The sequence below is a fragment of the Serratia sp. CY81684 genome, from assembly GCF_052166595.1.
Lineage (GTDB): Bacteria > Pseudomonadota > Gammaproteobacteria > Enterobacterales > Enterobacteriaceae > Serratia > Serratia nematodiphila.
Genome location: NZ_JBJNOO010000001.1, coordinates 1,282,329 through 1,298,958, shown reverse-complemented (window position 1 = coordinate 1,298,958; position 16,630 = coordinate 1,282,329). Strand labels below are relative to the sequence as shown.

Genomic DNA, 16,630 nt, shown 5'->3' with positions numbered 1-16,630 from the left:
ATCCTTATTGATTCCAGTACATCGCCTGCCCGACGGCCGCCAGCAAACGTTCGATATCTTGCGGATAGATTTCGCCGATGTTGCCGATACGGAAGCAGTCGCTCTGCGACACTTTACCGGGATAAATCACGAAGCCTTGTTGCTTGAGACGCTGATAAAACTCGGCGAAGCGGTATGTGTCGGCCTTTGGCGAATAGAACGCGGTGATGATCGGCGAGTGCAGCGCATCGTCCAGCAGGGTCTCAAAACCCAGCTCGCGCATACCCGCCACCAGCCGCCGCTGATTGGTCTGATAGCGGTGGTGGCGCGCGGCAATGCCGCCCTCTTGTTCCAGCTCTTTCAGCGCCTGCGCGAAGGCCAGCACGGTGTGGGTCGGCGACGTAAAGCGCCATTTGCCGGCCTGATCCTCCATACAGCGCCACTGAGCATACAGATCCAGCGACAGCGAGCGTGAACGGCCGGCGCATTTCTCCAGCTCGCTGCGGCGGGCGATGACGAACGCGAAGCCCGGCACGCCCTGAATGCATTTGTTGGCGGAGCTGATCAGAAAATCGATGCCCAGCGCGTCCACATCCAACGGGATGCCGCCAAAGCTGCTCATGGCGTCGACGATAAAGGTCTTGCCATTGCGCGCCGCCAGGCCGGCGACCTTCTGCAGCGGATTGAGCATGCCGGTGGTGGTTTCACAGTGCACCATGGCGATATGGCTGATGCGCGCATCGCTTTTCAGCACCGCCTCCAACGCCGCCACGTCCGGTTCATTCACCTCACCGCAGTCGAAAGCATGGTGGTCGATATCCATCAGCCGCACCATTTCGATCATCCGCGCCCCGTAGGCGCCGTTGTTGACGATCAGCAGCTTGTCGTGCGGGCCGATGACCGTGCCCAGCACGCCCTCTACCGCGAAGCTGCCGCTGCCTTGCAGCAGCACCGAGGTATAACCGGCAGACGGCGTCGCCAGCGCCACCAACCGTTGACGTATGCGCTGCACCACGCCGAGGTTGTAATCTTCATCCCAGGTGCAGCTGTCATACAGCATCGCCTCTTTCACCGTTTTCGACGTGGTCAACGGGCCGGGGGTCAACAGCAGGTAGTTACGATCGGACATGTTATTCACCTATTGGTCTATACCAGATTGCGATCATTGTGGCGGCAAATTCCTGCCCTGGTCAAACGACAAAGCGCGGTGAAACAAAAAATTCATCTGGCTATGTATAATAAGCGCGTGCCGGAATGTCGGGCCGATGCCATAGCGAGATGAAATGAAAGAACATCAGGGCGATATGCCTCACTACCTGCAGATCAAGGATCAGCTCCAGGCGCGCATCACCCGCGGCGCGCTGCAGGCCGGCGATAAGCTGCCTTCGGAGCGCGAGCTGTGCGCCATCTTCTCCACCACCCGCGTCACCATTCGCGAAAGCCTGGCGCAATTGGAAGCCACCGGCGCCATCTACCGCGCCGATCGCCGCGGCTGGTTCGTCACGCCGGAACGGCTGTGGCTGGATCCGACGCAGAACACCAACTTCCACCGTCTCTGTCAGGAGCAAGGGCGCACGCCGCGCACCGCGCTGCTGTCCGGCGAAAAAACCACGGTGCCGCTCGACGTCATGCAGCCGCTGGCGCTCGAACCGTTCGATCAGGTGTATCTGCTGCGCCGCGTGCGCTATGCAGACGGCCGCGCCATCTGCTATTGCGAGAACCACTGCCTGCCGCAGCGGGTGCCGGAACTGCTCAGTCACGATCTCAACGGCAGCCTGACCGAGGTTTATCAACAGCATTACGATTTGATTTACAGCAACATGCACCTGTCGTTCTACCCGACCGCCCTGCCTTACCGCGCCGCCAACGCGCTCGGTGCCATGGTCGGCCTGCCCGCGTTGCTGCTGCGTCGACTGAATTACGATCAGCACGGCCGCATCCTCGATTTCGATATTGAATACTGGCGCCACGACAGCCTGCGCATCGAAGTCGATACGCTCTAACCTCGATTATCACGGGGCCGGCACCCGCCGCCCCGCCTTCCTCACCCACGCTCGATCCCCCTTTTAAGGCAAATATATTTTGCCGCTTTCATTTGTTTGTCATATTTGCCGATTAGCTTGGCCGCATATCTGGTGTATACCAGTTTCGCATTAACCCGCAACAGTGAGGCTGAAGCTATGAAATTTTCTCGTCTGGTCGTGATGACCGCCATCGCACTCGGCGCCGCGCCGGCCTGGGCCGCCGATGCGGTGGTGACCGTCTACTCCGCCGATGGTCTGCACGACGGCGATCACAGCTGGTATCAAACCCAGTTCGACGCCTTCACCCAGGCGACCGGCGTCAAGGTGCAGTACGTCGAAGGCGGCTCCGGCGCCATCGTGGAGCGCCTGTCGAAGGAGCGCAGCAACCCGCAGGCCGACGTGCTGGTGACGCTGCCGCCGTTCATCCAGCGCGCCGCCGCGGAAAAACTGCTGCAGGATTTCACCCCGCAGGATGCGGCGCAGATCGCCGACGCCCAGCCGCAGTTCGTGCCACTTGTGAACAACTACCTGAGCTTCATCTATAACGCCAAACTGCTGCCGCAGGCGCCTGCCAGCTATCAACAGCTGCTGGACGCGCAGTTCCGCAATAAGCTGCAGTACTCCACGCCGGGCCAGGCGGGTGACGGCACCGCAGTGATGCTGCAGGCGTTTCACAGCTTCGGCAGCAAAGATGCCGGTTTCGACTACCTCGGCAAGCTGCAAAGCAACAACGTCGGCCCTTCGGCCTCCACCGGCAAGCTGACCGCGCTGGTCAATAAGGGCGAGCTGCTGGTAGCCAACGGCGATCTGCAGATGAACCTGGCGCAGATGCGCAGCAACCCGAACGTGAAGGTGTTCTGGCCGGCCGGGCCGGACGGCAAACGCAGCACGCTGGTGCTGCCTTACTACATCGGCCTGGTGCAAGGCGCGCCGCAAAGCGCCAACGGCAAAAAACTGATCGATTTCCTGCTGAGCAAGGAAGCGCAGAGCAGCGTCAGCGCCATTTCCTACGGCATGCCGGTGCGTAAGGATGTCACCCCGACCGACGATAACTTCAGGCAGTCGCAGGCCGCGCTGCAGGGTGTAGAGATCTGGGCGCCGGACTGGAACCAGGTGGTGAACAGCCTGTCCGCCGATATCTCCCGCTGGCACAAGGTGACAGAATGACGCTGACCATGCCTTCTACCCTCACTTCCCGCGCCGAGGCGCGGGATAGCAGCCTCGACATCGCCGGGCCGTCGGGCATTCAGCTCGACCGCGTCAGCGTGTCGTATCGCGGCACCGAGGTGCTGAAACCCCTGACGCTCACCATCGCCCCCGGCGAAGTGCTGGCGCTGATCGGCCCCTCCGGCTCGGGTAAAACCACCGTGCTGCGAGCGATCGCCGGCTTCGTGCAGCCCTCCGCCGGGCGTATTGCCATCGGTGACGTCGATGTCACCGACGTGCCGCCCTATGAGCGCGGCTTGGGCATGGTGGTACAGAACTACGCGCTGTTTCCGCATATGCGCGTCGAGGACAATGTGGCGTTCGGCCTGCGCGCGCAGGGCAAGCCGCGCGGCCTGACCGCCGAGCGCGTCGAAGAGGCGTTGGCCATCGTCGGCATGTCCGCCTACGCCAAGCGCTATCCCAACCAGCTTTCCGGCGGCCAGCAACAGCGGGTGGCGATCGCTCGCGCCATCGCGGTGCGCCCCAAAGTATTGCTGCTGGATGAGCCGCTGTCGGCGCTGGACGCGCAAATCCGCCACAGCATGGTGGAAGAGATCGCCCGCCTGCACCGCGAGCTGCCGGATCTGACCATCCTGTACGTCACCCACGATCAGGGCGAAGCGCTGACGCTGGCGGACAAGATCGGCATCATGCGCGACGGCCATCTCATCGCCCACGGCGAAACCCGCGCGCTGTACCATCATCCGACGAACCGCTTCGCCGCCGAGTTCCTCGGCCGCGCCAACCTGCTGCCGGCTACCGCCCTGGAAACTACCGCGCAGCAAGGCATGACCACCGTCAGCTGCGCCGGCAAAGTGATCGGCTGTTTCACTTACGGCGCACAACGCGGCTTCGACAAGCTGCTGTGCATCAGGCCACAGCACATTGCGCTCGATGCCGATGCCCAGCGCAGCAACTGCATCATCGGCACGCTGCATGATATTCATTGGCAGGGAGAGTTGACGCACCTGCAGTTCGACGCGGAAGGCCATCCGCTGCGCGTGGTCACCACTCATCGCAGCCGGATGCCACAGATCGGCGAGCGCGTGCCGCTCTATTTCGCCCCCGACGATGCGGTACTGATCGAGGACTGACATGACCGACTCTACGCTTATTCGCCCGTCCTTTCGGCTGCGTTTGCCGCGCCGCCTGTGGATCCTGTTGCCGCTGCTGGTGCTGGCGACGCTGTTTTTCTACCCGTTGGCGCTGATCGTCAAACAGGCGTTTACCGACGATCAGGGGCTATTCAGCGCCGCCGCGCTGCAACAGGTGTTCGAATCCCGCCGCTTTGTCGGCGCTCTGCTCAACACGCTGCAGATTGCGCTGCTGGCGACGCTGGGCTGCCTGGTGCTCGGCACCCTGCTGTCGCTGCTGCTGGTATTCACGCCGTTCCCCGGCAGCCGACTGATCGCCCGGGTGATCGATACCTTTATCGCCATGCCGACCTTCCTCATCACGCTGGCCTTCACCTTTATCTACGGCTCCGCCGGCCTGCTCAACGGCACGCTGATGGCGACCTTTGGTTTCACCCTGCCGCCGGTGGACTTTCTTTACTCCATCTGGGGGGTGATCCTGGCCGAAATCACCGTGTTTACGCCGCTGGTGATGCGCCCGCTGATGGCGGCGCTGGCGCAGATCGACCGCAGCCAGCTCGAGGCCGCCAGCATCCTCGGCGCCCGACCGGGGCGCGTGGTGCGCCAGGTGATTTTACCGGCCGCGCTGCCGGCCTTGCTGGCCGGCGGCAGCCTGTGCCTGCTGTTGACCACCAATGAGTTCGGCATCGTGCTGTTTATCGGCGCCAAGGGCGTCACCACGCTGCCGATGATGGTCTACGCCAAAGCGATTCTGGAGGCGGATTACGCCGTCGCCTGCACCATCGCCGTGGTGAATATCGCGCTGTCGCTCGGGCTGTTCTCCCTTTACCGCTACGCCGCGGCGCGCGCCGGGCTGAGGAACTGACGATGTTGATTTGGTCTCGCACCAGCCGCACCCTGACCTGCACGCTGGCGGTCACGCTGTTCGCCCTGTTCTTCTGCCTGCCGCTGGCGGTGATCCTGATGTCCAGCCTCAGTGAACAGTGGAACGGCGTGCTGCCGAGCGGCTTCACCCTCAACCACTTCCGCCAGGCGTTCAGCGGCGCCTCCTGGGACGCACTGGTCGCCAGTCTGGCTATCGGTTTCAGCGCCAGCCTGTTCGCGCTGCTGTGCGGCACCTGGGCGGCGCTGGCGCTGCGCCACCATCAGGGGCGTGGCCAGCGGCTGCTGGGCACGCTGTTTTTCATTCCCAGCGCGGTGCCTTCGGTCTCTATCGGTTTGGGGATGCTGGTGGCGTTCAGCCAGGGGCCGCTGCAGATGAACGGCACCTTCCTGATCGTGCCCGCCGCCCACTTCGTGCTGATTTCCGCCTTTACCTTCGGCAACGTGATGGCCGGGCTGACCCGGCTACCTGGCGACTACGAGAACGTCGCCGCCAGCCTGGGCGCTTCGCCGCTGTTCCGCCTGCGTCACGTCACCCTGCCGATGATCGCCCCCTACATGATCTCCGCCTTCGCACTCAGCCTGTCGCTGTCGATGGGGGAGCTGGGCGCGACCATGATGATCTACCCGCCGAGCTGGGCGACGCTGCCGGTCACGATCTTCAGCCTGACCGATCGCGGCAGCATCGCCAACGGCGCGACGCTGACCATGATCCTGGTGGCGGCCACGCTGTTGCTGATGCTGGTGCTGGAGCGGATTTCTCAGCGGCTGACGCCGGGCGCGAAATAACAACAAGGCGCTGCCATGGCAGCGCCTTGCTCATCGAAAAGACGGTCAGAACGGGTAGTCGTGATAGCCCTGCTGCTCGGAAATGCGCCGGGCGGCGACGTGCAGCAACGCCACATACTCCTCCCGCGCCGCGTCGGAAAAGCGCAGCGTCGGGAAAGAGATGCTCAGCCCGGCGATCGCCACCCCGAACCTGTCGAATACCGGCACCGCGATGCAGCGGATCCCCGCCTCCTGCTCTTCGGCATCTTCGCCGTATCCCTGCGCTCGAACCCGATCCAGCACCGGCAACAGTTCGGCGGCGCTGGCCAACGTATGCTCGGTGCTGCGGGTAAATTCAATCTGCGACAGGATCTGCGTCACCTCCTCCCGATCGCGCCAGGCCAGCAGCACTTTACCGATGGCGGTGCTGTGCAGCGGGTTGCGGCGACCGATGCGCGAATACATGCGCAGGTTGTACATCGCGTCGATCTTGTGGATATAGACAATGCCGTCCTCATCCAGAGCGCCGAGGTGGATGGTTTCGCGGGTGCGGTTTGACAGTTCGCGCATCTGCACGTCGGCGCTGCGGATCAGATCGACGTTCTGCAACGATTTGGCGCCCAGTTCGAACAGCTTGAGCGTCAGCGCATACTTTTCCGTCTCGCCTTCCTGCGATACGTAGCCCAGCGCTTTCATGGTTTGCAGAAAACGGTAGACGGTGCTTTTGGACATCATCACTCGCTGGGAAAGTTCGGTAATGCCAATCTCGCGCTCATCGCCAAGCGCCTGCAAAATGCCGAACACCTTCATCACGGATGAGACGGCATCCGGTTGCTTGTCTGAATCTGCGTTAGCCATGGTGAATGCCCTACTTAACGGTTTTGTTTCAGGAAATTTAAACAAGGGTTTCAGTATAATCGGAACAGATCGCAACGCGCAACGCGGCTGAACGCTAAGCGATTGAAGCCAAATGGATAACCCCGGCCCGCTCACCGCTATTTACAATTAAGCGGGCAACGGGCATGCAATCACGGGCGAATATGATTAGCATGATAATACTCCCCTGAATAAATACCGCTGAGACCAACATGCGTCCTTGTTCCGACGGCCTCCCCGTCCCGCAACGCTATGGGGCGATCCTCGCCATCGCCCTCGGCATTACCGTATCGGTGCTCGACGGCGCGATAGCCAACGTGGCGCTGCCCACCATCGCGCGCGATCTTAACGCCAGCCCGGCCAGCTCCATTTGGGTGGTCAACGCCTATCAGTTGGCGATCACCGTCTCTCTGCTGTCGCTGGCCTCGCTCGGCGATCTGGTCGGCTATCGCCGCATCTATCAGGCCGGGTTGCTGGTGTTCAGCATCACCTCGCTGTTTTGCGCCCTGTCCGACTCGCTGCTCACGCTGACCATCGCCCGCGTATTGCAAGGCTTTGGCGCCGCCGCCATCATGAGCGTCAACACCGCGCTGATCCGCATCATCTACCCGCAGCGTTTTCTCGGCCGCGGCATGGGCATCAACTCGCTGATCGTCGCCTGCTCCTCGGCGGCCGGGCCGACGGTGGCGGCCGCTATCCTGTCGGTCGCGTCCTGGCAGTGGCTGTTCGCCATCAACCTGCCGATCGGCATCGTCGCGCTGCTGCTGGGGATGAAGTTCCTGCCAGCCAACGGCCAAAAAAGCGATAACCGCCGCTTCGATCCCACCAGCGCGGTGCTGAATGCGCTGACCTTCGGCCTGCTGATCACCGCCATCAGCGGCTTCGCCCAGGGCCAGAGCCTGACGCTGATCTTCAGCGAGATTGCCGCGCTGCTGGCGATTGGCGCGGTGTTCGTGCGCCGCCAGCTGCGCCAGGAATTTCCGTTGCTGCCGGTCGATCTGCTGCGCATCCCGATCTTCGCCCTGTCGATGGGCACCTCAATCTGCTCGTTCGCCGCGCAAATGCTGGCGATGGTGTCGCTGCCGTTCTTCCTGCAAAGCGCGTTGGGCCGCGACGAAGTGGCGACCGGGCTGCTGCTGACGCCGTGGCCGCTGGCGATCGTGGTGATGGCGCCGATCGCCGGCCGGCTGGTGGAGCGCGTGCACGCCGGCCTGCTGGGCTGCATTGGACTGGCGGTGTTCGCGCTCGGGCTGTTCTCGCTGGCGCTGCTGCCCGCGGCGCCGTCGAATATGGACATCATCTGGCGCATGGTGCTGTGCGGCGCCGGTTTCGGTCTGTTCCAGTCGCCCAACAACCACACCATCATCTCCGCCGCACCGCGCAACCGCAGCGGCGGCGCCAGCGGCATGCTGGGCACCGCTCGCCTGCTGGGGCAAACCTCGGGAGCCGCGCTGGTGGCGCTGATGTTCAACCTGTTCCCGGCCTCCGGCACCCACGCTTCACTGATCCTGGCTGGGGTGTTCGCCACCCTGGCGGCGGCGGTCAGCAGCCTGCGCATCACTCAACCGACGACACAAACGGCGCAGCCCAGCCGCGAGGTGAAATAGAGGGCATAGAAAGAGCCGGGCCCCAATTCGATGTGGCCTGCCTGAGCCGGGCCACGTCGAGTGCGATGCAGGCCTGGCGTCAGTCGCCGCTCCTCAAAGGGCTGCGGCCCTGTCGTAGACACGCTAAATAGGCGTCGTCATCCGGATACCAGCCAACAATGCGTTGGCCGTCGTTACCCACCCCCTCGAAGCCCTTCAGTAAGCCAGGGGCGAACATGCGCTTGATCAGATCTTCGGCCTGAGCGCTGTCGATGCGGCAATCGCAGCGCGTGTTTCCGTCAACCTGAACGAAGTTCTGCAACGAAGCGAGACACCGCGCATCGAGATCGCCATGGACATGGATAAACTCCCCCGTCTCTACCAGGGTGAGCGCGGTCAGATCTCCCCCCACCACGAACGCACCGTCGTTTCCTGAGCTGCAATAGGCATGGCGTATGCGGACATCATCACGCACGACCAGTCCGCCCCAGCAAATCAGCGTATCCGCCTGCAGCCGCCCCAGCACAACAATGCCGCCGTCCTCGCACTGCGGCGATACCGCCAGGCATCCTTCCACGATCATATCGCCGTCCACGATCAGGTAATCGTAATCGTGGCTGTCGTGCTCGTCGGGGAGAAATGCCGGGAGGTGAAGATCGCCTGAATGCCAGCGAATCGCTGGCCGTTCAGCATCGTCATCATGCCGGTTGAACAGTTCCGCAACCGCATCGGCGATACCGCCTGTCAATTCCTCCAGGCGCGCCGGTAGCTCATCACCGTTGAGCAAGGGAAGGTGGTTGATTTTCATAGGGCCTCAGGGACAAATGTCATTGCGCCAAAGCATATAACATGCGCTTCCAAAGCCAAACAGCCGGTCGTCACTCAGCCAGGATGCGGCTTACCCTCTTTCATGGTCGTCTCGCTCCGCGGCGGTAAACGCACAGAGAGGCCGACAGACGTTATTCGAAGGCGGGCTTTATGGACTTCGGGGGGCTCTTGCACCACGTTAACCCCCGTCGACGTTGAAAAAGCGGTTCAGGCATGCCATAAAAAAACCCCGGCAAGCCGGGGTTTTTCATTTCATTCAGCCGATTACTTCAGGTACTGGCCGGTACGCAGCGCTTCGATACGCTTGTCGAGCGGCGGGTGCGACATGAACAGCTCGCTGAACGACTTGGATTTACCATTAATGCAGAACGCCATCATGCTGCCCGCTTCCTGCGGTTCATAGCTGGTTTTCAGACGCTGCAAGGCGGCGATCATCTTCTCGCGGCCCACCAGTTTGGCGGAGCCGGCGTCGGCATAGAACTCGCGGTGACGCGAGAACCACATGGTGATGATGCTCGCCAGGATGCCGAACACCAGTTCCAGCACCATCGACACCGCGAAGTAAATCATCGGGTTGCCGTTGCCTTCCCCTTCACCATCACCGTCGCGGTTGCCGAGGAAACCGGCAGCGACCTGCGCAATGAGGCGCGAAATGAAGATCACGAAGGTGTTCACGATGCCCTGAATCAGGGTCATGGTCACCATATCGCCGTTGGCGACGTGGCTGATTTCGTGCGCGATGACCGCTTCCGCTTCGTCACGGCTCATGCTCTGCAGCAAGCCGGTGCTGACGGCGACCAGCGAGGCGTCGCGGCGTGCGCCGGTGGCGAAGGCGTTGATGTCCGGCGCGTGGTAGATAGCGACCTGCGGCATGGCGATGCCCGCCTGCTGCGACTGACGGCGTACCGTTTCCAGCAGCCAGTTTTCGGTTTCGTTACGCGGTTGTTCAATCACTTCCCCGCCGACGGAGCGCAGCGCCATCCACTTGGACATCAGCAACGACACGAAAGCGCCGCCGAAGCCGAACAGACCGGCCATGATCATCAGGCCCTGAACGCTACTGGATTGGATTCCTGTCAGGCTGAGCACCAGCCCGAAAACCAACATCACCGCCAGGTTGGTGAGCAGGAACAGAGCTATACGCATCATAAAATGTTTACTTCCTCATAAATGTTAACAAAACGCTGTCCAAGATACCCTAGATCGTATGGGCATTCGTCACAGTTTCAAGAGTCGCGCGCCATTAACCTACTAAAAATACGAAACTTTACAAAAACGACGCGCGACCGGGATTTGGCAAATTGTAAACGATTGTTGCGCAAGGCGGAGGGATTTCTCACAAAAAATTCTTTGCCCGCACGCCATGACAACGAGAAACGTTATCCTCACGCTTTATAGGCCAATATCCGCTCGGCGCGCTTCATCATGCCCCGCCTGATTCAGCGGCGACGAAAGTTTGAATCTCGCGATTAATTGTTACATTATAACATCACAATTAATCGTAAAGGGATGTCAATCATGTTATCGCGTATCGTCTGGATGCTGGCGACGTGGCTGCTTTTCTGCCAGGTCGCGCACGCGGAAATTCACCTCACCGACGTTGAAGGACGTCAGGTTATCCTAGCCGCCCCCGCACAGCGCGCCTATATCGGCTTTTACTACGAAGATTTTCTGGCGGTGAACGGCCCGGAGAGTTATCAACAGGTCGTCGCCTTCTCCAAAAGCGACTGGGCGTTGCGCGCCAGCCAATGGGCGCGCTATCAGGCGGCGCTGCCACGGCTCGCTCAACTGGTCGATGTCGGTTCGCTCTATAACCAGAGCTTCGATTTTGAACGCCTGCTGACCACGCGGCCAGACCTGCTGATCCTGGCGAAGTGGCAGCTCGACGGCTTCGCCAACTTCCTGCCGGTGCTGCAACGGCTCAACATTCCTTACATCGTCGTCGACTTCAATCAGGGCGTTGAAGTCAAGCTCGCCAGCATCCGGTTGATGGGCCAGGCGATGGGCCACGCCGAGCGAGCGGAACGGCTGGCCGACGAATATCGCCAGAGCCTCGAAGATACCCGGCGGCGCATCCGCCAGGCGCAGCTGCCGCCGCCGATCACCTATATTGAACTGGGAGACAAGGGCCCCGGCGAATACAGCAGCAGCTATGGCGCCTCGATCTGGGGGCCGCTGCTGCAGTTGGCCGGCGCCGACAATATCGCCGCCGGCGTCGTCGGCAGCCCTTCCCCCTTGCGCGCCGACTATGTCCTGACCCAACGGCCCGAGGTGATTTTTCTCGCCGGTGGCGACTGGGAAAACATGCCGAACGCCGTGCCGATGGGCTACGGCACGCAGGCAGCCCCCCTACAGACGCGCCTGACGCAATACGCCCGGCGGGCGGGATGGCCGCAGCTGCCGGCAATAAAAAATCAGCGGCTTTACGCGCTTTATCATGGCGGCGCGCGCACGATTTACGACTTTATTTTTGTCCAGTATCTGGCGAAAGCGCTCTATCCCGCCGCGTTTGCCGATGTTGATCCCGCGCGCAATCTGGCGCAGTTCTACCATCAATATTTGCCGATAGAGGCGGACGGCGTCTTCTTGCAACGCTGGCAAGGAGAATAACCGTGGCCCACACAGGACGTGCGTTTTTGCGACGGCGCAGGCTGCGCCGCGGGCTATTGACGCTGGCGCTGCTCGGCGCGCTGCTGACGGCGACCGCCATCGATCTCACCGTCGGCGCCGCGCAACTTGGCCTCACGGATATCGTGCGGATGCTTTGGCCTGGCTCTGCGCCTGGCAACGAGCTGCATCAGGTGGTTTTCTGGTCGATTCGCTTGCCGATGACGCTCACCGCCCTGGTGGTCGGCGCCAGCCTGGCGCTGGCGGGCCTGCTGATGCAGACCGTGCTGGCCAATCCCCTCGCCAGCCCCTATACGCTGGGGATCTCTGCCGCGGCGGGATTCGGCGCGGCGCTGGCGATCCTCACCGGCTTCAGCCTGGGCGGCGCGTTGGCGCTGGGCACGCCGCTGCTGGCTTCGCTGATGGCGTTGCTCGCCTGCGTGCCTATCTATCTGCTGGGACAACGCCGCGGCATGACGCCGCAAATATTGGTGTTGAGCGGCATCGTGGTGCTGTTTTTCTTTCAGTCGCTGCAATCGCTGCTGCTGTTTCTGGCCTCGCCGGAAGCCATGCAGCAAATTGTCTTTTGGCTGTTTGGCAGCCTGCTCAAAGCCAATATGCACGGCGTGGCGATCACCGGCGTCGTGTTGCTGTGCGCGCTGTTCGTCAGTCTGCGGCTCGCCTGGCGGCTGACGGCGCTGTCCGCCGGCGAAGAGCAGGCCCAGGGGCTGGGCATCAATGTCAGCGCCTTGCGCAAGCTGGCCTTTCTGCTGGCGACCTTGCTGACAGCCGCCTCGGTCTCGTTTGTCGGCACCATCGGGTTCGTCGGGCTGATCGCCCCGCATTTCGCCCGCTTTCTGGTGGGTGAGGATCAGCGCTACCTGATCTGCATTTCCGCCCTCTGCGGCAGCCTGCTGCTGCTGTGCGCCTCGATCGTCGCCAAGCTGGTGATGCCGAACGGCGTGGTGCCCATCGGCATCGTTATCGCCCTGATCGGCGTACCGGTGCTGTTTTACTTCGTCACTCGACAGGTTAAACGCCCATGACTCAACTGACCCTCACCCGCGTCGGCGTCTCGCTGCATCGCCGCTCGCTATTGGCAGACGTTTCATTGAGCTGGCCGGAGGCGCAGCTCGGCGGCATCATCGGCCCCAACGGCGCCGGCAAATCGACGCTGCTCAAAGCGATTAACCGCATGGTGCCATGCAGCGGCGAGATAGCTTACCGCGAACGCCCTTTCGATCCGAAAACCAGCCGTATCGCCTATGTGCCGCAGCTTAATCGCTGCGATTCGGCATTGACCGCTTTTGACATGGTGCTGCTGGGCAAGGTACGCCAGTTGAGCTGGCGCGTCAGCGCCGCCCAGGCCGATGCGGTCGAGCAGGCGCTTATGGAATGCGGCATTTCCGCGCTCGCCGATCGCCCCTTCAACCGTCTCAGCGGCGGCCAGCGACAGTTGGTGATGCTGGCTCAGGCCTTCGTCTCTCAGCCGCAGATCATTTTGCTCGACGAACCCACCAGCGCGCTGGATATCCACCACCAGCTGCGCGTGCTCAATCAGATCGCCGACTACGGCCGGCGCCACCGCTGCATCACGCTGTTGGTGATCCACGATCTGGGATTGGCGCTGCGCTATTGCCACTCACTCACGCTGCTCGCGCACGGACGCGTCGTTTGCCACGGCGATACCCATCAGATGATGGGACATCCGATGGTGTCTCGCGTATTTGGCGTCGGCATCGAAAACGGCGTCAGCCCGCAGGGCTACCCCTATCTGCTGCCGACACAGCTGTTACACGCACACGGAGAATCCCCATGTACACTCTGACCAAGGCGGACATGCTGGCGCAACTCGCCGGCTTGCAACAGGAAATTCACCAGCTACACCGCTCCGCCCGGCAAGATCGGCGTCATTTTTCCCTGCTGGAACGCCGCTTCAGCCGCCTGCAAGCCTTTAACGACGAACCACAGCTGCAGGCCTACCGTCGAAAACTGGAAAACGACCGTTTGATAACGGCGCAGATCGCCCAACTGCGGGCGACAGCCAACGCCGCGTTGTGCGACTACGAGAAACATCGCGTCTCGGCGCTGTGCCGGGAACCGGCGCAAACCAACGCCTACCTGAACAGTTTCGACCGCGCGCTGCAGTTGGAGATCGCGGCCGCCGACATTAAACCCGGCGAACGGGTGCTGCTGGTGGGCAGCGGCGCATTGCCCACCACGGCGCTGGCGCTGGTCGCCAGGCTCTCCGCCACCGTCATTTGCTACGATTGCGATCCGGCGGCCCAGCGTTTTGCCCGCCGGCTCACGCGCCACCTGGGGCTGGTGCAGCAGATGCCCTGCATCGACAAGCTGAACGGCCTGACGCGCAACGATATCGATCACATCATCATCGCCTCTTTGGTGGCGGACAAGCAGGGTTTGCTGAAGGCGCTGCAGCCTTTGCTGCCCCAGTGCGGCAAATTGCTGGTGCGCTATGGCAACGGCCTCAAGTCGATCTTCAACTGCCCTTACCACCACCAGGCCACCGGCTCGCCCTGGCGCGTCAGCGGTAAACCGCTCGCCACCCCGCTGTACGATCTGTTGATTTTGGAGCCCCACCGCCATGAATAATGCCTTTCCCACCCTGATCCTCGGCGCCGGCCCGGCGGCGATCCAACTGGCTGCGGACATCAAGGCCACGGCCAATGCGCGCATCGGCCTGTACAACCGCCCCAGCGAAAAAGGGCGCCGCCTGAAGCAACATCTGGCGCACACGCCCAGCCTGTGGCTGACGGGCGCCGGTAAGGCGCAGCGCACCCAAGACGATGCGCAGGTGACGATTGATCGCTATTACGATGATCTGTCACTGGTCGGCGGCGACTGGCACCGACTGATCCTTGCCGTCCCCGCCGATCAATACCATGACGTGCTGCGACAGGTGCCATGGGCGGCGTTGCCCCAACTGCGCTCACTGATCCTGCTCTCTCCCTCCATCGGCTCCGGCCTGATGGCGCAAAGCCTGCTGCAGGACGCCGGACAATCCCACGTCGAGGTCATCAGTCTGTCGAGCTACTACGCCGATACCAAGTACCAGAACGCCGATCAGCCTTACCGCGCCTACACCAAGGCGTTCAAGCAGCGGATTTATCTGGCCGGCGCAGGCGCAAGGCCAGACTGCGCCGAACTCGACTGGCTTTGCTCGCTGCTGGCGCGTCACGGCATTGACGCCCAACGCTGCGACAGCCTGCTCGCCGCCGAGCGCTTCAGCATCACCAATTATGTTCATCCTCCGTTGGCGCTGGCCGATACCACGCTGCAGGCGATATTCCAGCCGCAGGGGCCGATCCAGTACCTGTATAAAACCCACCCCGAGGGCCCCCTCTGTCCCGAGGCGATCGCCGACATGCTGGCGCTCTCGCAGGATTACCAGCAGTTGCTCAACCGGCTCGGCATCGAGGCCATTAACCTGCTGCGCTTTTTGAATGACGACAACTACCCGGTTCCGCCCCGCATGGTGAGCCGCCGCTGGATTGACCAATTCCCGCAGCTCGCGCCGACGGAGCAATGCTATGCGCTGTTTACGCGTTATACCGCGCTGCTGGTCGATCCCTATTCCGAGCCGGACGCGCAGGGCCGCTACTATGATTTTTCCGCCGTCAGGGTCGCCCGCGTCTTCCAGGATGCCCAGGGGCGCTGGCGCCTGCCGCGTGTGCCGCAAGAGGACGTACGCAAACTGCGCGTCCTGGTCTTGCTGGCGCAGCGGCTTGACGTCGAGATGCCCGCCGCCCAGCGTCTGTTGGCCCGCTTTCAGCAGGCGCTGCAGCGCTTCGTCACCCGGATCGGCGCCGAGCATTGCCATCCTTCGTTGCTGGACGATACCTGCGACGAGCAGGCGGACATCATTTACCGACAATGGCGGAGGCAAGCATGAATCAGGGTGCGTTACTGGCCATTTTTGCCTCGTTGATTTTCAGCGTCATGAACGCGCTGGTTAAAACCATCTCCGACGCTATTCCCACCGGTGAAATCGTGTTTTTTCGCAGCAGCATCGGCTGTCTGCTGGTTCTGCTGCTGATGTACCGCCACCGCATCGCCTTCAGCCGCGTAGACCGGCCGCTGCTGGTGTTGCGCGGCACCATGGGCGGGCTGTATCTCATTTGTTATTTTTACAGCATCGCCCATCTGACGCTGGCCGACGCCAGCATGCTGGCCTATCTGTCGCCGTTTTTCTCCATTTTGCTCTCCTTGCTGGTGCTGCGTGAACGGGTCAACGCCAATACCGCATTTTGGCTGGCGATGGTCATCATCGGCGCCGTACTGCTGGTGCGGCCGTGGCACTTCTCGGCCTATACCCTGGCGTCGCTGGTCGGCGTGATGAGCGCGGTGTTCGCCTCGATCGCCTATCTGTCGGTCAACAAACTCAGCAAGCGCCACCACAACTACGAGATCGTGTTCTACTTCCTGTTCATCGCAACGCTGATCTCGCTGCCGCTGATGTGGAACGCGTTCGTTTGGCCCAACGCCTATCAGTTCGCCATTCTGCTCGCCATCGCCCTGGTGTCGCTATTGGGGCAGGTCGTCTTAACCCAGGCCTTTTCTTCCGATAACCTGATCGTGGTCTCGGTGGTGCGCTATATCGGCATCGTGTTCAACATCGCCTGGGGCTGGCTGTTCTGGCATGAGATCCCGCTGCTGCTGTCGCTGTTCGGCTGTCTGCTGGTGGTGGTTTCCTGCATTCAGCTCGGGCTGCGTCACCGCAAGAAACCGGCTTAAGCCGGGCTTGCCGCAACCATAAAAA

Annotated in this window: 16 protein-coding genes; 12 read left to right on the top strand and 4 right to left on the bottom strand. The window is 61.9% G+C overall.

Annotated features, from left to right (window positions below; genetic code table 11):
* Window positions 1–4 precede the first annotated feature (4 nt).
* Window positions 5–1,108: a 2-aminoethylphosphonate--pyruvate transaminase gene (gene phnW / locus ACJ8QF_RS06455; RefSeq protein ID WP_442537365.1), complete on the bottom strand. Its 1,104-nt coding sequence runs from the start codon at window positions 1,106–1,108 to the stop codon at window positions 5–7.
* Window positions 1,109–1,262: 154 nt separating this feature from the next.
* Between phnW and phnR the strand changes: the two genes are divergently transcribed.
* The 5 genes from phnR (at window position 1,263) to ACJ8QF_RS06430 (ending at window position 5,974) form a co-directional block, all read left to right on the top strand.
* Complete coding sequence (gene phnR, locus ACJ8QF_RS06450) at window positions 1,263–1,982, top strand: phosphonate utilization transcriptional regulator PhnR (RefSeq protein ID WP_004931465.1); 720 nt, start codon at window positions 1,263–1,265, stop codon at window positions 1,980–1,982.
* Window positions 1,983–2,159: 177 nt separating this feature from the next.
* On the top strand, window positions 2,160–3,170 hold the full coding sequence (locus ACJ8QF_RS06445) for a 2-aminoethylphosphonate ABC transporter substrate-binding protein (protein ID WP_103686759.1): 1,011 nt from the start codon (window positions 2,160–2,162) through the stop codon (window positions 3,168–3,170).
* A gap of 2 nt (window positions 3,171–3,172) precedes the next feature.
* The gene (gene phnT / locus ACJ8QF_RS06440) at window positions 3,173–4,303 is read left to right on the top strand and encodes a 2-aminoethylphosphonate ABC transport system ATP-binding subunit PhnT (RefSeq protein WP_394854528.1); all 1,131 of its coding nucleotides are present in this window, start codon (window positions 3,173–3,175) and stop codon (window positions 4,301–4,303) included.
* A gap of 1 nt (window position 4,304) precedes the next feature.
* Window positions 4,305–5,168, top strand: coding sequence for a 2-aminoethylphosphonate ABC transporter permease subunit (phnU, locus tag ACJ8QF_RS06435; RefSeq protein WP_049239995.1), 864 nt, complete (start codon window positions 4,305–4,307; stop codon window positions 5,166–5,168).
* Between the two features lie 2 nt (window positions 5,169–5,170).
* Window positions 5,171–5,974, top strand: a complete 804-nt coding sequence (locus ACJ8QF_RS06430) for an ABC transporter permease (protein WP_044031369.1) — start codon at window positions 5,171–5,173, stop codon at window positions 5,972–5,974.
* A gap of 45 nt (window positions 5,975–6,019) precedes the next feature.
* On the opposite strand, the gene kdgR is transcribed toward ACJ8QF_RS06430, so the two are convergent.
* The gene (gene kdgR / locus ACJ8QF_RS06425) at window positions 6,020–6,811 is read right to left on the bottom strand and encodes a DNA-binding transcriptional regulator KdgR (protein ID WP_004931477.1); all 792 of its coding nucleotides are present in this window, start codon (window positions 6,809–6,811) and stop codon (window positions 6,020–6,022) included.
* A 230-nt stretch (window positions 6,812–7,041) separates the two neighbouring features.
* Between kdgR and ACJ8QF_RS06420 the strand changes: the two genes are divergently transcribed.
* Window positions 7,042–8,436, top strand: coding sequence for an MFS transporter (locus ACJ8QF_RS06420; RefSeq protein WP_015377676.1), 1,395 nt, complete (start codon window positions 7,042–7,044; stop codon window positions 8,434–8,436).
* A 79-nt stretch (window positions 8,437–8,515) separates the two neighbouring features.
* Here ACJ8QF_RS06420 and ACJ8QF_RS06415 read toward each other — a convergent pair whose 3' ends face one another.
* Together ACJ8QF_RS06415 and htpX are read right to left on the bottom strand one after the other, a co-directional pair.
* Entirely contained in the window at window positions 8,516–9,223 is a 708-nt protein-coding gene (locus tag ACJ8QF_RS06415) for a hypothetical protein (RefSeq protein WP_442537364.1), read from the bottom strand.
* Between the two features lie 284 nt (window positions 9,224–9,507).
* Entirely contained in the window at window positions 9,508–10,392 is an 885-nt protein-coding gene (htpX, locus tag ACJ8QF_RS06410) for a protease HtpX (protein ID WP_004931482.1), read from the bottom strand.
* 369 nt (window positions 10,393–10,761) lie between these two features.
* Here htpX and ACJ8QF_RS06405 point away from each other — a divergent pair, with 369 nt between their 5' ends.
* From ACJ8QF_RS06405 to ACJ8QF_RS06380, 6 genes are read left to right on the top strand one after another with little or no spacing between them, the layout of a single operon-like run.
* Window positions 10,762–11,853: an ABC transporter substrate-binding protein gene (locus tag ACJ8QF_RS06405; protein ID WP_197752679.1), complete on the top strand. Its 1,092-nt coding sequence runs from the start codon at window positions 10,762–10,764 to the stop codon at window positions 11,851–11,853.
* Window positions 11,854–11,855: 2 nt separating this feature from the next.
* Window positions 11,856–12,896: a FecCD family ABC transporter permease gene (locus ACJ8QF_RS06400; protein WP_280630609.1), complete on the top strand. Its 1,041-nt coding sequence runs from the start codon at window positions 11,856–11,858 to the stop codon at window positions 12,894–12,896.
* Window positions 12,893–13,678 (top strand): ABC transporter ATP-binding protein, encoded by a 786-nt coding sequence (locus tag ACJ8QF_RS06395; protein WP_060559574.1) that lies wholly within the window; start codon window positions 12,893–12,895, stop codon window positions 13,676–13,678. Before ACJ8QF_RS06400 ends, ACJ8QF_RS06395 begins: the two co-directional genes overlap by 4 nt.
* A complete protein-coding gene (locus tag ACJ8QF_RS06390; RefSeq protein WP_131164288.1) occupies window positions 13,666–14,463 on the top strand; it encodes a nicotianamine synthase family protein in 798 nt (265 codons plus the stop codon). The genes ACJ8QF_RS06395 and ACJ8QF_RS06390 overlap by 13 nt, the downstream gene beginning before the upstream one ends.
* Window positions 14,456–15,763 (top strand): opine metallophore biosynthesis dehydrogenase, encoded by a 1,308-nt coding sequence (locus ACJ8QF_RS06385; RefSeq protein WP_131164289.1) that lies wholly within the window; start codon window positions 14,456–14,458, stop codon window positions 15,761–15,763. Before ACJ8QF_RS06390 ends, ACJ8QF_RS06385 begins: the two co-directional genes overlap by 8 nt.
* Window positions 15,760–16,605: a DMT family transporter gene (locus ACJ8QF_RS06380; RefSeq protein WP_004931494.1), complete on the top strand. Its 846-nt coding sequence runs from the start codon at window positions 15,760–15,762 to the stop codon at window positions 16,603–16,605. Before ACJ8QF_RS06385 ends, ACJ8QF_RS06380 begins: the two co-directional genes overlap by 4 nt.
* Window positions 16,606–16,630 lie beyond the last annotated feature (25 nt).

Excerpts from the sequence above, each read along its gene's own strand:
- phnW (WP_442537365.1), bottom strand. The coding sequence starts at position 1,108 with ATGTCCGATCGTAACTACCTGCTGTTGACCCCCGGCCCGTTGACCACG.
- phnR (WP_004931465.1), top strand. The coding sequence starts at position 1,263 with ATGAAAGAACATCAGGGCGATATGCCTCACTACCTGCAGATCAAGGAT.
- ACJ8QF_RS06445 (WP_103686759.1), top strand. The coding sequence starts at position 2,160 with ATGAAATTTTCTCGTCTGGTCGTGATGACCGCCATCGCACTCGGCGCC.
- phnU (WP_049239995.1), top strand. The coding sequence starts at position 4,305 with ATGACCGACTCTACGCTTATTCGCCCGTCCTTTCGGCTGCGTTTGCCG.
- ACJ8QF_RS06430 (WP_044031369.1), top strand. The coding sequence starts at position 5,171 with ATGTTGATTTGGTCTCGCACCAGCCGCACCCTGACCTGCACGCTGGCG.
- kdgR (WP_004931477.1), bottom strand. The coding sequence starts at position 6,811 with ATGGCTAACGCAGATTCAGACAAGCAACCGGATGCCGTCTCATCCGTG.
- ACJ8QF_RS06420 (WP_015377676.1), top strand. The coding sequence starts at position 7,042 with ATGCGTCCTTGTTCCGACGGCCTCCCCGTCCCGCAACGCTATGGGGCG.
- ACJ8QF_RS06415 (WP_442537364.1), bottom strand. The coding sequence starts at position 9,223 with ATGAAAATCAACCACCTTCCCTTGCTCAACGGTGATGAGCTACCGGCG.
- htpX (WP_004931482.1), bottom strand. The coding sequence starts at position 10,392 with ATGATGCGTATAGCTCTGTTCCTGCTCACCAACCTGGCGGTGATGTTG.
- ACJ8QF_RS06405 (WP_197752679.1), top strand. The coding sequence starts at position 10,762 with ATGTTATCGCGTATCGTCTGGATGCTGGCGACGTGGCTGCTTTTCTGC.
- ACJ8QF_RS06395 (WP_060559574.1), top strand. The coding sequence starts at position 12,893 with ATGACTCAACTGACCCTCACCCGCGTCGGCGTCTCGCTGCATCGCCGC.
- ACJ8QF_RS06390 (WP_131164288.1), top strand. The coding sequence starts at position 13,666 with ATGTACACTCTGACCAAGGCGGACATGCTGGCGCAACTCGCCGGCTTG.
- ACJ8QF_RS06385 (WP_131164289.1), top strand. The coding sequence starts at position 14,456 with ATGAATAATGCCTTTCCCACCCTGATCCTCGGCGCCGGCCCGGCGGCG.
- ACJ8QF_RS06380 (WP_004931494.1), top strand. The coding sequence starts at position 15,760 with ATGAATCAGGGTGCGTTACTGGCCATTTTTGCCTCGTTGATTTTCAGC.